The organism is Vibrio sp. CDRSL-10 TSBA (assembly GCA_039696685.1).
GTDB lineage: Bacteria > Pseudomonadota > Gammaproteobacteria > Enterobacterales > Vibrionaceae > Vibrio.
On sequence record CP155566.1, the window covers coordinates 1,826,430 to 1,840,287 of the forward strand.

8 protein-coding genes and 3 pseudogenes are annotated in these 13,858 nt (G+C 48.7%); 5 read left to right on the top strand and 6 right to left on the bottom strand.

All coding sequences use genetic code 11. The annotated features are described in order from the left end of the window. Positions 1-36 precede the first annotated feature (36 nt). The 4 genes and pseudogenes from ABDK09_15965 (at position 37) to ABDK09_15980 (ending at position 5,119) form a co-directional block, all read left to right on the top strand. Positions 37-273, top strand: coding sequence for a hypothetical protein (locus ABDK09_15965; GenBank protein XAW88577.1), 237 nt, complete (start codon positions 37-39; stop codon positions 271-273). Between the two features lie 566 nt (positions 274-839). Next, positions 840-2,039, top strand: a complete 1,200-nt coding sequence (locus tag ABDK09_15970; protein ID XAW88578.1) for an amino acid aminotransferase — start codon at positions 840-842, stop codon at positions 2,037-2,039. A gap of 462 nt (positions 2,040-2,501) precedes the next feature. Beyond that, a pseudogene (locus ABDK09_15975) lies at positions 2,502-4,392 on the top strand (DUF294 nucleotidyltransferase-like domain-containing protein). 9 nt (positions 4,393-4,401) lie between these two features. Next, a pseudogene (locus ABDK09_15980) lies at positions 4,402-5,119 on the top strand (3'-5' exonuclease). 127 nt (positions 5,120-5,246) lie between these two features. Here ABDK09_15980 and ABDK09_15985 read toward each other — a convergent pair. Together ABDK09_15985 and ABDK09_15990 are read right to left on the bottom strand one after the other, a co-directional pair. Further along, positions 5,247-7,131, bottom strand: a pseudogene (locus ABDK09_15985) (methyl-accepting chemotaxis protein). Positions 7,132-7,336: 205 nt separating this feature from the next. Beyond that, positions 7,337-8,914: a BCCT family transporter gene (locus tag ABDK09_15990; protein XAW88579.1), complete on the bottom strand. Its 1,578-nt coding sequence runs from the start codon at positions 8,912-8,914 to the stop codon at positions 7,337-7,339. 379 nt (positions 8,915-9,293) lie between these two features. On the opposite strand from ABDK09_15990, the gene ABDK09_15995 reads away from it, so the two are divergent. Beyond that, positions 9,294-9,770, top strand: coding sequence for a MarR family transcriptional regulator (locus ABDK09_15995; protein ID XAW88580.1), 477 nt, complete (start codon positions 9,294-9,296; stop codon positions 9,768-9,770). 124 nt (positions 9,771-9,894) lie between these two features. On the opposite strand, the gene ABDK09_16000 is transcribed toward ABDK09_15995, so the two are convergent. The 4 genes from ABDK09_16000 to ABDK09_16015 form a co-directional block, all read right to left on the bottom strand. After that, positions 9,895-10,533, bottom strand: coding sequence for a response regulator transcription factor (locus ABDK09_16000; protein XAW88581.1), 639 nt, complete (start codon positions 10,531-10,533; stop codon positions 9,895-9,897). Beyond that, positions 10,517-11,884 carry a cache domain-containing protein gene (locus ABDK09_16005; protein ID XAW88582.1) on the bottom strand — a complete coding sequence of 456 codons (1,368 nt, stop codon included), beginning with the start codon at positions 11,882-11,884 and terminating at the stop codon, positions 10,517-10,519. Before ABDK09_16005 ends, ABDK09_16000 begins: the two co-directional genes overlap by 17 nt. Positions 11,885-11,990: 106 nt before the next feature. Beyond that, the gene (locus tag ABDK09_16010) at positions 11,991-13,274 is read right to left on the bottom strand and encodes a TRAP transporter large permease subunit (GenBank protein XAW88583.1); all 1,284 of its coding nucleotides are present in this window, start codon (positions 13,272-13,274) and stop codon (positions 11,991-11,993) included. 11 nt (positions 13,275-13,285) lie between these two features. After that, a complete protein-coding gene (locus tag ABDK09_16015) occupies positions 13,286-13,825 on the bottom strand; it encodes a TRAP transporter small permease subunit (protein XAW88584.1) in 540 nt (179 codons plus the stop codon). Positions 13,826-13,858 lie beyond the last annotated feature (33 nt).

Here is a 13,858-nt window from a genome sequence, read left to right on the forward strand (position 1 = left end):
ATACTTATAAAGAGCATTGAACACCGGGAGCAGATCATGAAAGTGTTTAAAATCGAGGACCTCTACTACAACGGAGTCAAAGACGGGGTCCATAGCTGGGACCATCCTAACGCGTCTAACCCCTATTACTGGCACCCTGACTGGCTGCATATAGCGGAGGACGCAACCGGCCTGTATCCGAAACAGCCGCTTGACGTCCAAGATGGCGAAGAGGCAACGGAAGAGGATGCCAAGAAAGCCATCATCAAGCATCTTAACGATAAACAAGAGTGACAGCCGGAACGCACATCAACCACGCCTGGATCCAGCATCCGATAAATCAATAAGATGCCTATATTGTGCAGAAATTGTTATCGCCTGATTCCGCAAGCCTCGTCTGTTCACAGGCTCGCGGAATCTCGTCTCGTCCAGTCGTCGTACCCGTTCAACATTTCGGCGACAGGCTGGTTACTTTATCACCATCACAAACAGTTACCCCGTCAATCCAGAGACAGATCCGCGCCGACAAGCTATAAAAATCCCTTGAATTTACTTTGTTACGTAAAAGTTAACGATTACATGACACTTGTCAGCAAGTCGATAAACGGCCAAGCCTTATCGCACAGCAGGTAAAGGCTTTTTTACCACTGATTCCCATTCATCAATTTCTCATTAAACCGTGATTAAATTGCTAAAGCCGAGCCAAATTAATCGGCGAAAATCGCGCGTTTTTTCTGACTTCATAAACTAATTAAAATTTTTTAAATTTTTCTGTTAAGTGCTGTTGTCACAACTATTGCAGAAAGGTATAACTACGATAAATTTCATTGAAAATTTTCTTCCCACCTTAACTAACATGGATGAGCATTATGTTTGAAAAAGTTGTCGCAGCTCCGGCTGACCCGATTCTTGGTCTTACTGAAGAGTTTAAAAAAGATCCTCGTACAGACAAAATCAACCTGGGTGTTGGTATTTACAAGAATGAAGCTGGTGAAACTCCCGTTCTTGCGACAGTGAAGAAAGCAGAAGCCGCGCTGCTGGAATCAGAAAAAACCAAATCTTACCTGACCATCGAAGGTACAGCAGAGTACGGACTGGCAGTTCAAAAACTGCTGTTCGGTGCAGACTCTGATATCGTCGCTCAGAAGCTGGCAAAAACTGCTCAAGCTCCTGGCGGTACCGGTGCACTGCGTGTTGCAGGTGAGTTCATCAAACGTCAAATCGGCGATGTTAAGGTGTGGATCAGCAACCCGACATGGGCAAACCATCACGGTGTATTCAACGCTGCGGGCCTGGAAACAGCGGCTTACTCATACTACAACGCAGAAGCGAAAGACAAAGATTTCGCGGCGATGGTCGCTGATCTTGAGCAAGCATCAGCAGGTGATGTCGTGCTGCTACACGGATGCTGCCACAACCCAACCGGTATCGATCCAACGGCTGACGAGTGGGAAACTCTGGCTAAACTGGTTGCAGACAAAGGCCTGCTGCCAATGTTTGACTTTGCATACCAAGGCTTCGCAAAAGGTGTGGAAGACGATGCTGCCGGTCTGCGTACATTTGCTAAGTACAACAAAGAGATCCTGGTTGCGAGCTCATTCTCTAAAAACTTCGGCCTGTACAACGAGCGTGTTGGTGCCTTCACTCTGGTTGCAGAATCAGAAGAAGTAGCAACCACTGCATTTTCTCAGGTCAAAGCAATCATCCGTTCTATCTACTCAAACCCGCCAGCTCACGGTGCTGCGGTAGTGACTCACATCCTGAACAATGCAGAACTGCGTCAGGAATGGGAAGCAGAAGTAGCAGAAATGCGTGAACGTATTCAGGAAATGCGCGAGCTGTTCGTAGCAACGCTGAAAGAAAAAGGCGTGACTGCAGATTTCAGCTTCATCGAACGTCAAAACGGCATGTTCTCTTTCTCTGGCCTGAGCAAAGAGCAAGTTAGCCGCCTGAAAGACGAGTTCGGTATCTACATCGTAGGTTCTGGCCGTATCAGCGTTGCCGGTATGACCAAATCTAACATGCAGCCTCTGTGTGACGGTATCAAAGCGGTTCTGTAACTCGCGCTTTTACTGTTTCGCTGTTTTACAAAGCCGGCCTCATGCCGGCTTTGTTGTTTTCCCCTGCCCCGTATTTTTGCAAGTCACTTGTTTAAACCGAGTCGATGGTTAGGGATCGCTGCACAAATGGTGGCGATTCTTACCCGTCGTTCGAAACTTGAAAACCATTCGAGAATTGAAAATAGTTCTGAATACCCAGCCACTTAAGCTAGACTGAAATCACATCAACGCTTTTTGCTTATTGCATTGATAGGCCACACAGCCGGAAGATAACCGTCAGCTTGGGATACGATTTATTAAGCAAATAACCAGCAACGCACAGATAGCCATCACCCGGCCGGTATTTTGGCGTGCATTTCTGTGTTATCGGAAAAATTCGTGTAGTATGAATACTTTCCAACAGCACTGAGCTGTGCTGTATATCCTTAACCAGCGTACACGTCACCACGCAAGGAGCCATAGATGGAAGCGGAACTATTAGAAATAAAAAACTTCCTCAGCCAACATCCGCCTTTCAGCGATTTACCTGAAGAAACGCTGGAAGACATTGCACACAACGTCGAGATCACTTATTACCGACAGGATACTCCGATCATTCGCTTTGGCGACCATACCGAAGAAACTGTATATGATCCGCAGTGGCGTGGTGGAGGTGTACCGTCGTAAAGGGGAACTGTATAACCGCCTGACAGAGGGCGGCCTGTTTGGTCAGATGGGCTTACTTACCAACAATAAAGTGCGTTTCCCGGTTACCGCGATTGAAGATACTCTGGTGTACTGTATCCCTGAAGCCATATTCCAGTCTCTGTATGAATCTTACGATACGTTCGCCGATTTTGTAGAAGTACAGGATAATGCCCGTTTGCGCCAGGCCGTTTCCAGTACTGCGGAACAAAACGATTTGACCACAGTAAAAGTCAAACGTCTTATCACCCGCGAAGCATCATATGTAAATAAGGGGACCAGTATTCAGGACGTCGCCATGAAAATGGCGGAAGAGAACGTTTCGTCGATGCTGATCATTGACCCGAACATTCTTGAAGATGATGAGGAAGACAGCCGGCCCCTGATTGGTATTCTGACTGACCGCGACCTGTGTCGCCGGGTTGTTGCTGAAGGTGTCAAATACGTTGAGCCGGTGGAAAACGTCATGACATCAGATGTTATTTCGCTTGACCACAACGCCTACGTCTATGAAGCCATGCTGATGATGCTACGTTACAACGTGCACCATCTGCCAATCCTGAAAGGCCGTAAACCGATCGGGATTCTGGACATCACTGACATCGTTCGTCATGAATCCCAAAACTCACTGTTACTGGTCAGCAGCATCTTCCAGCAAAACAGCATTGAAGACCTGGCGCAGATTTCCAAACAGGTGAAGAACAGCTTTGTGCGTCTGGTTAATGAAGATGCCAACTCGCACATGGTCGGTACCGCAATGTCGGTGATCGGCCGCAGCTTCAAACAGCGCATTATTGAACTGGCTGAAGAAAATCTCGGCCCTGCCCCTATTCCGTATTGCTTCCTGGCCCTTGGGTCAATGGGCCGTGATGAACAGTTAGTCGTTACCGATCAGGATAACGCCATCATTCTCGATGACAGTTATAACGAAGCTGAACACGGCGAATATTTTGCCCAGTTTTCCAAATTCGTCTGTGACGGTCTGGCCGAATGTGGTTACAGCTACTGCACCGGCGACATTATGGCAACCAACCCGATGTGGCGTATGACCCGCCGTGAGTGGGAAGACTGCTTTGCTGACTGGATCGACAATCCGAACCCTAAAGCGCTGCTGAATGCCTCAATCTTCTTCGATCTGGACGGCGTATATGGCCGTCTGAAATGGGCTGAACAGTTGACCGGGTTTATCGTGCGCCGTGCACGTCGTAACAACCGTTTCCTGGCCTGCCTGGCACGCAACGCGCTTAACCGGACCCCGCCACTCGGCTTCTTTAAGAGCTTCGTGATGGAAAAAGATGGCCGTCATAATAACTCCATTAACCTCAAACGCCGTGGTACTGCTCCGCTGGCCGATTTAATCCGCGTGCATGCGCTGGCCGTCGGCTCACGAGCGAAGAACTCGTTTGAACGTCTGGATGATATTATTAATGCCGGTATCCTGCCTAAAGGCCGCGGTATGGACCTGCGCGATGCCCTGGAATTCATCTCCATGGTACGTATCCGCCACCAGGCCATTGATGTTGAGAATGACATTGCCGCCGATAACAATATCGAACCGGAACATCTGTCTGACTTTGAACGCCGTAACCTCAAAGATGCTTTCCAGATCCTGAGTAACGCCCAGAACTTCCTTAAGTACCGTTACCAAGCCAGCAGCAGCATTAAGTAAGGTCGCAGCATGATAAAACTTTTTCAGCCGCCCAGTATAGACTGGCCGTATAAGTACAAAGCCAAACAGAATGTGGTGAAAGATCCGCTGTTACAGCAGTTTCTACCAGACCGAGTTGCCTAATCCGGACACACCGATGAGTGAAATGACCTTTGTGGCGATGGATTTTGAGACAACCGGTCTTAACGCCGACAAAGATGAAATCATTACTATCGGACTGGTGCCGTTTACCCTCAACCGGGTCTATCTCAACCGGGCGAAACACTGGACGGTCAGACCACGGCAAAAACTCGATGAGAACTCGATTGTCATTCATGGTATCACCCATAACGACATCATGGATGCACCGGATCTGAGTGAAATCGTTGAGGAAGTGCTTAATGAGCTGGCCGGGCACGTCCTAGTGGTCCATTACCACAAGATTGAGCGCGAATTTCTTGACCGTGCACTGAAACGCCGGATTGGTGAAGGCATCGAGTTTCCGGTGATTGATACTATGGAGCTTGAGAGCCAGATTCAGAAGCGTCAGACCGCTGGCATTGTCAATAAGATCATGGGCAAACGACCAGACTCGGTGCGATTAGGTCAATCGCGTATGCGCTACAACCTGCCCGCCTATACGCCGCACCATGCGCTGACCGATGCCATCGCTACGGCGGAGCTGCTGCAGGCACAAATTGCCCACCACTATTCAGGTGATCAACCACTGCGTCAGTTCTGGCTCTGAACGTCAAACTATCATGATTTAGCGGTTTCAGCTGCCCGTTCAGTTACAAGCCGCTGTTTAAGTGGTATCGGAGCGATAAAAAAAGGAGCCATCAGGCTCCTTTTTTGGTCACATCTCTGCAATGTGATTACAGCTTAAAGCGACGAATTTCCTGCTCCAGCTCACCTGACAAGTCAGACAGCGCAGCTGCCTGAGCAGCAGCATCATGTGCTTCTTCTGCCAGTTCGTTTGACACATCACGGATACCTTCTGTATTACGGGTAATCTCCGAGGTGACTGACGCCTGCTCTTCCGCAGCTGACGCAATCTGAGTGGCCATATCACTGATGCTTTCAACCGCATGCTGGATCTGGGTCAGGCTGGCTGCCGCGGCATGCGAGTCATCCACACTGGTGTCAGCCAGCATACGGCTGTCATTCATGATACCTACCGCTTTCTTCGTCGTAGACTGCAGGGTTTCTATCATAGTTTGGATTTCTTCTGTCGATGCGTGGGTACGCTGACTCAGAATACGCACTTCATCGGCAACCACCGCAAAACCACGACCTTGTTCACCGGCACGTGCTGCTTCAATCGCCGCGTTCAGAGCCAGCAGGTTAGTCTGCTCAGCAATGTTCTGAATGGTCGATAAAATGGTGCTGATCTGATTACCGTGCTCTTCCAGTTTCGGTCACAACATTGGTCGCCAGACGCACTTCATCCGCCAGCGAGTTCAGTGAATTCTGTGCCTGAGAGACCTGGCTTGAACCATCACGGCATGCCGTTACAGACTCTTCTGAGTGACGCGCGGTATTTTCCGAGTTGTGGGCAATCTCATGAGTGGCCGCCGCCATCTCATTAATCGCAGTCGCTACCATGTTGATTTCATCCTGCTGCATGCGGATACGAGCACTGCGCTCTTCTGCATGCTGTGCGGTCATTTTCGACTGCTCAGACAGAGATTGTGACACATGGCTTAACTTGACAATCATGGCGTGCATGTTACCAACAAACACGTTGAAGTTAGTGGCCAACAGGCCTACTTCATCGTCACTGCGCGGCTCCAGACGCTGGGTCAGATCGCCTTCACCAGAAGCAATTTCAGCCAGAGCACGCGATACACGACCCAGATCCTGGAACAGGAAGCTCACCAACCATGACACAATCAGGACCACAATGATGGTTACGATCAGCGCAGAAATTAACAGCCCGGTTAGCAACTCATCTTCAGCAGCGAACTCAGTATCACGATCCATCTGAATAGCGAAGATCCACGGCGTATTCGGCACTTTGCTGAAGTAGTAGATTAAATCACGGCCACCCTGATCCAGTTCTACCAGACGGCTTTCACCGGCCGCCTTTTCGATCATATTCATGTTGAATGTGTTCGACACACTGTTGACCGGTTTAAGCAGCAGCTTTTTATCCGGGTGCGCCAGGAACGTACCGTCCTGGGTATCAATCAACATCGCAAATGCATTTTCACCGGCATCAATAGCCAGTACATCGTTCACCAGTTGGTCGATCAGCACATCAGAACCCACCACGCCAGCAAACTGGCCGTTGTGACGCACAGGTTCAGCGATAGTCACCAGCAGCGCGTTCGTGATTGCATCCTGGTACGCAGTCGTTATCAGCTGCTTACCCGCGGCTGATGCATCTTTATACCAAGGACGAGTGCGAGGATCATAGTCGGCACGGTTGCGCTCAGGATGAGAGCGGAACATTTCACCTTTCGGTGTACCAAAGAATATATCGTCAAATCCGCCTGCATTACGCGCCTGCTGCAGAAACGGAACCAGATTTTGTTCGTCAGTGTATTCATTTACCGCCGAGGTAATATCTTTTCGAATCGATACCCAATCGGAAATACCTTTTGATGCGGCGACAGAAATTGCTTCAGCCCGGTCAAGAACACCACGGTGAGTTTGTTGACTTAATTTGTCAGCAGACAACCAGGTCAGTACGGCGGCCATAACCACCACAGCTGACAAGCTTGCTCCAATGAGTTTTTGCTTAAGAGTCAGTTTCATCTGATTACTTTTTTAAAGGTTGGAGTTAAATAGTACGGCGCAGATAGTAACGGGAATATGACAAGGTTGCACGTGTTATGTAAAGAGAATTGCATATTATTTGGCCGGTTAAGGAGATACCCCTTAAACCGACAATAAAGTGACTAATGTCAAATTTTTAAATACAAAAAAGCCGGCAAAATGCCGGCTTTATCACAAAACGAGTTTAACGTTTAAACGGTTCTGTCCGCATGCCCATCACGAGGCTGACACACATCAGCAGCAGCACAAAGGTAAACGGCAACGCGGTAGATATCGCACCCGCTTGCAGTGCCTGCACCGCTTGCGTGCCGCCAATCCACAGCAAAGCAATCGCAATCGCGCCTTCCATCAATGCCCAGAAGATACGTTGCAGTACCGGTGCATCCATCTTACCGCCAGCAGTAATGCTGTCGATAACCAGAGAGCCCGAGTCTGATGAGGTAATGAAGAATACCAGAACCAGCACCACAGCGATAATTGACAGCAGAGTGCCAAAAGGCAGTACGTCAAACATCTGGAACATCGCCAATGATACGTCAGTCAGACCATTTGCACCCAGTTCACCAATTTTGTCAGCAACTTGTTCAATGGCCAGGCCACCAAATACAGACATCCAGATCAGGGTTACAGCAGTCGGAACCAGCAGTACTGCGACAATAAATTCACGGATAGTACGGCCACGGGAAACACGTGCGATAAACATACCAACGAATGGCGACCATGAAATCCACCATGCCCAGTAGAACACAGTCCAGCCCTGGAACCAGGCAACGTCTTCACGACCTACAGGATTACTCAGCGGAATGATATTCTCAACGTAAGCCATAAACGTGGTGGGAATCGAGCCGAACGTGACCGCATAACCAATCAGAGCGACCAGAATAAGCAGCAGGAATGCGACCACCATGTTGATGTTTGAAATAACTTTAACGCCACCATCGATACCACGAACCACCGATAATGTTGCCAAAAGTGTCACACCAACAATTACCACGATCTGCAGACCGATACCCGCTTCAACCCCAAACACGTGGTGGATACCACTCGCCGCCTGTTGAGCACCCAGTCCCAGCGAGGTTGCCAGACCAAACAACGTAGCTAATACCGCCAGGATATCAACAATATGGCCTGCCCAGCCCCAGGCGCGATCGCCCAGAATCGGATAGAAAATAGAACGGATAGAAAGCGGAAGACCTTTGTTGTAACAGAAGAAAGCCAGTGACAACGCAACAACGCCGTAAATAGCCCAAGGATGCAGACCCCAGTGGAACATGGTCGCGCCCAGCGCCAGCGTCGCCGCTTCCGGAGAATTAGCAGGAACGCCCAGCGGAGTCTCGTACCAACCGGTGAAATACGCAACCGGCTCAGCCACACTCCAGAACATCAGGCCAATACCCATACCCGCAGCGAACAGCATAGACAGCCACGAAATCATTGAGTGATCGGCAACCGCGTCTTCTCCGCCTAAACGAATCTTACCGTATGGAGAAACAACCAATACCAGACAGAAAATCACAAAAATGTTACCAGACCATATAAATAGCCAGTCAAAGGAACCGATAATCTGCCACTTAATTCCGTCTAACGCTGTTTTTGCCGTGTCTGCGTCCACTAACAGTGTCGCCAACAAAAACAGACCTATCAGACCCGCACTAATACCAAATACCGGATTGTGAACATCAAAACCCCATTTCTGGACGTTATCCTGCCCCACGGTATAGTCGGTACTGTCGATACTATATTTATCAATACCCTTCGTCATTTGTCCTCTCTTCTACAGATCCTTGTTGAACTCTATAACCATAACAACGAGATAATTTGCGATTAAACACATCAAATATATTTCGTGGTCATAACTATTGTCCGATACAACACTTGACTTACAGTTTACACACCATTGATCTCAAATCTACCCAAAGATTGTTTTGCAACCAATTTTTACTTAAATTCGTTAACGAGCGTAGACTTTTTGTTCAAAAAGAACAACCATGTACTTCGTGCACAAAACATTTTATGTCGTTTTAGATACATAAAAACCGTCTAAAACCGCTGTAAAAAAAGTATGATGTCAACACTTTTCATCGCGCTTCAACTAATGTATCGTCGCGCCTAAATTCTCCTATAAGTCGTGGATGAACATTTTGGAAAGACATGAAGAAGTACTGGTTGCCATTCGCCAGATCATCCGAGCCATTGACCTGCACTCTAAAAAGCTTAGCAAAAACGCTGGATTGACTGGCCCTCAGTTGATTTTAATGCGATCAATTCAGGAGTTAGGTGAAGTCACCATTCGTGAACTGTCCAAGCATACCAACATGAGTCAGGCAACAGCGACGACCATCCTTGACCGCCTCGAACGTAATGGTTATGTACAGCGCATTCGCAGTGTCTCTGACAAGCGTAAAGTTCATGCGCATCTGACCGACGAAGGTCTTAAGTTGCTTGCTGATGCACCTCAGCCACTGCAGCAAGACTTTGTTGAACGATTTCAAAAACTGGAAGACTGGGAACAGAGCCTCCTGCTTTCTTCCGTTCAGCGTTTATCCACTATGATGAATGCCGAAAACTACGATGTGGCACCCATGCTGGAAATCGGCAGTATTACTAAAGCTGAATAAATCGTTTAAATCCACACTACTTTCGCCTAATCAACTGATTGCAAGACGTTATCAGTTGATCTTAAATCAAGAAAATGCAAAAGGCTTGCCACATCCAGCCTTTGTCTCATCAGTGTAGTACAGTTTATTCCAGCAACCCATGTTGAACAGCGTATTGAGCCAGTTCAGCGGTACTGTGAATATCCAATTTGTGCTTGATGTTCTGACGATGCGTCTCGACTGTGCGGTAGCTGATATTAAGCAGGGACGCGATCTTCTTGCTGCTGTGTCCCTGAGCGACAAGCTTCAGTACCGCCTCTTCTCTGCGACTGAGCGGATTTGGCTTAAGCGCCACAGGTTCCACATCCTGTGTAAACAAGGTCTGGGTTGCGGATTCGCAAAAGTAAGTCGAACCAAGATTCACGGTTTTAATCGCCTGAACCATTTTTTCCGCTGAAATTTCCTTGAGCATGTAGCCCACTGCACCAGCCTGCATCACTTTCATGATGTATTCACGGTTATCGTGCATCGTCAGCATCAAAACCTTAGCATCAGGCACTGCTTCCTTAATCAGACGGGTCGCATCAATACCATTCATAATCGGCATGCTGACGTCCATCAGAATCACATCCGGTCGATGCTGTTTAACCACTTCCAGCGCCTCAACGCCATTTCCGGCCGTGGCAACGACCTCTATTTCCGGTTCCATTTCCAGGCGGGCCATAAACCCTTCCAGCACGACCTGATGGTCATCCACAATCACTACTCTAATTGGCTTTTCCATACATTGATCCATCCAGTTGCAGCAGAACGGTAATTTCGGTTCCGAACCCGGGCTCACTCATCAATTCCAGATCACCACCGAGAAATTCGACCCTCTCTTGCATGTTGCGTAACCCGATACCATTTTTCGCCAACGCTCCTTTGAGATTAAAACCGACACCATCGTCACGAATAATCAGTTGCAGCATGCTACCCATCTGCTGCACGATCACGCTGACATGCTTCGCCCGCGCGTGTTTTTCAATATTATTCAGCGATTCCTGCACTACCCGATATAAGGTGGTGGACACCTCAGATTTGAGTTTATAACCGGGCGGTGTATCAAACAGGCTTTCGGTCTGAATGCCGGAATGAGACTGAAAATCATCAAGCAAGGTGACGATCGCAGCCTGCAGACCGATATCATCCAGCGCACTGGGACGCAGATTGTGTGAGATCCTGCGTACTTCATTAATCGCGGTCATCAGGGATTGCTGCGCTTTCTCGGCATGCCGTGCCAGTGCGTCATCTTTCAGCTTGTAACTAAGCAGCTCCAGATGGCATTTGCTCGAGACCAGCAGTTGATTGATACCGTCATGCAGTTCCCGCGCGAGATGTTTTTTCTCATCTTCCTGAAACATCACTGTTTTATGCGCCAGTTCTTTGAGGTTTTTATCGGCCAGACGATGCTCGTGCAAATTAATCGCCAATGTCAGCACGATAATGACCGCTACCGTGACCACCAGAATGACGACCACCGAAAAGAAGGTGGTATCGATATTGTTATTGATCGTGGCCTGCATGGCCGCGACTTCCTGACTGACATCTTCGATATACAGTCCTGTGCCAACCATCCAGCCCCATTTGTCCAGCCACTCAACATAACTCAGCTTGGGAACAATCTCGCCACTGGAAGGTTTCTGCCACAGATACTGATGAAAACCACCGCCTGACTGCGCCTGAAACAACAACGCCTCAATCAGGTAGTCGCCTTCACTATCCTGAAGTTTCAGCAAATCACGGCCAATCAGCTCCGATTGAATGGGATGCACCAGATTGACACCATGCTGGTCGTAAACAAAAAAGTAACCGTCTGCGCCGTAACGCAAGCGGGTGAGGATCTGTTTTACCCTCTCCTGTGCATCTTGCTGTGACAACCGGGGGTCGTTGTACACCAGGCTAATGGAGTCCAGCGCCAAATCGACACTGTCTTTAAGCGCCGTTTCACGTGCTTTAATCAGATTAGCGCGGAAACTCTCCACTTCCCGTTCACCAAGGCGTTTGGCCTGATGAATCGAAATCCAGCTGATACTGGCCGTCACCAACAGCAGAGGTAACAGTGTCAGTAATATCAATTTGGCTTTGAGAGGCATCCGTTTCCCCAGAAATGAAAGCGGCTTACTGAACATCAGCAAGCCGCTTTACTTTATCAATTTGTTATCAACTTAAGAAATAAGGAAGTAACAACCTCGAATCCGATCACATTCCATAAAACCCGGGGAAAACCAGCAAAGAGGCCAAAACCACAATTTGAATCGCGATAAAGGGGACGACACCACGATAAATATCGACGGTTGTGACGGTTTTCGGTGCCACACCTTTGAGGTAAAACAGGCTGAAACCAAATGGCGGAGTCAGAAATGAAGTTTGCAGGTTCATCGCAATCAAAATGGCAAACCAGGTCATATCAATATCGAGCAGACTGGCAACCGGAGCAATGATAGGCACAATAATAAAGCAGATCTCGACGAAATCAATGAAGAATCCCAGCACCAGAATCACCAGCATGGTCACTACAAGGAAACCCCATTTTTCGCCCGGAATAGCCAGCATCCACTCTTCTACCAATAAGTCACCGCCAGTGTAGGTAAACGCCATCGAGAAGGCCGTTGCGCCTATCAGAATGGCAAACACCATAGCGGTAACTTTCACCGTTTCCTTCGATGCAGCGTACACCATCTTCCAGCTGAACTGACGGTAGGCTAATGCCAGCAGCAGTGCACCCGCTCCCCCTAAAGCAGCCGATTCAGTCGGGGTCGCGACGCCGGCAAATATCGACCCGAGCACAACAATGATCAGAGCAAGAGGCGGAACGACGGCTTTCAATGCCTCTATGACTTCCTGGGAACGGGTTTTACTGCTGTCGCGTTCGATCGGCTGAGCAGCGAGCGGATTGAGCTTCGCGTAAATCAGTATATACACAACATAAGCGCCCACCAGCACTAAACCAGGCCACAGGGCCGCCTGAAACAGGTCACCGACCGGCACACCAAGCACATCACCAAGCAGTATCAGTACAATGGATGGCGGGATAATTTGCCCCAAGGTCCCGGAAGCACAGATAGTGCCGCACGCGAGACCTTTATCGTAATTGTATTTCAGCATCACCGGCAGTGAGATCAGCCCCATCGCCACCACCGACGCACCTACCACACCAGTGGATGCGGCCAGCAGAGCCCCAACCAACACGGTCGAAATAGCGATACCACCACGAACACCACCAAACAGGCGCCCCATCGACTCCAGCAGTTGCTCTGCGAGCTTGGTTTTTTGCAAAACCAGTCCCATGAAGACAAACAGCGGGACCGCCATCAGAACCGTGTTTTCCATAATAGACTGGATACGATATGGCATGAACGCGAACATATCGATCCCTTCCGCCCACACACCAAAAATTAACGCAATGCCGCCAAAGGTAAACGCGACAGGGAATCCGATCAGCAGCGCAAACAGCGCTACAAAAAACATCACAATACCAATCATAAGGTCATCCTTTACTTCGAGTCGGTGTTGCCAGCGGATAACAGACGAGGGTTGGCAAATTTATTTACGGAGTGAAGTATCAGCCCGAGGCCACTTATCGCCATAAACAGAAAGGACAGCGGGATGATGGCTTTGATGATCCACCGAGACGGTAACCCGCCCGGGTCACCTGAGGTTTCCCCCAGTTCAAAGCTTTCTTTGGCAAAATCAATACCGAAGTAAGCCACCAGCAGACAAAACGGAAGTAAAAACAGTAAGGTGCCTGCAATATCAACCACAGCCTGAGCTTTGTGCGATAGCCGCTCATAAATAATATCGACCCGAACATGACCGCCCGCTTTCACGGTATAAGGAATACCAAGCAGGAAAACGGCAGAAAACAGGTGCCATTCCAGCTCCTGAAAAGCGATGGATACATCATTAAACACATAACGCATCACGACGTCGTACACGACGTTGAGCACCAGCAGAATAAACAGAATACTGGAGACCCATCCCCAGAAGTCGCTGATACGATTAAACAAGCGCTCAATATAGACCAGACTTCTCATTTCAAACTCCCTGAAACTCGAATATAAGCTCCG

Excerpts from the sequence above, each read along its gene's own strand:
- ABDK09_15965 (XAW88577.1), top strand. The coding sequence starts at position 37 with ATGAAAGTGTTTAAAATCGAGGACCTCTACTACAACGGAGTCAAAGAC.
- ABDK09_15970 (XAW88578.1), top strand. The coding sequence starts at position 840 with ATGAGCATTATGTTTGAAAAAGTTGTCGCAGCTCCGGCTGACCCGATT.
- ABDK09_15990 (XAW88579.1), bottom strand. The coding sequence starts at position 8,914 with ATGACGAAGGGTATTGATAAATATAGTATCGACAGTACCGACTATACC.
- ABDK09_16000 (XAW88581.1), bottom strand. The coding sequence starts at position 10,533 with ATGGAAAAGCCAATTAGAGTAGTGATTGTGGATGACCATCAGGTCGTG.
- ABDK09_16005 (XAW88582.1), bottom strand. The coding sequence starts at position 11,884 with ATGCCTCTCAAAGCCAAATTGATATTACTGACACTGTTACCTCTGCTG.
- ABDK09_16010 (XAW88583.1), bottom strand. The coding sequence starts at position 13,274 with ATGATTGGTATTGTGATGTTTTTTGTAGCGCTGTTTGCGCTGCTGATC.
- ABDK09_16015 (XAW88584.1), bottom strand. The coding sequence starts at position 13,825 with ATGAGAAGTCTGGTCTATATTGAGCGCTTGTTTAATCGTATCAGCGAC.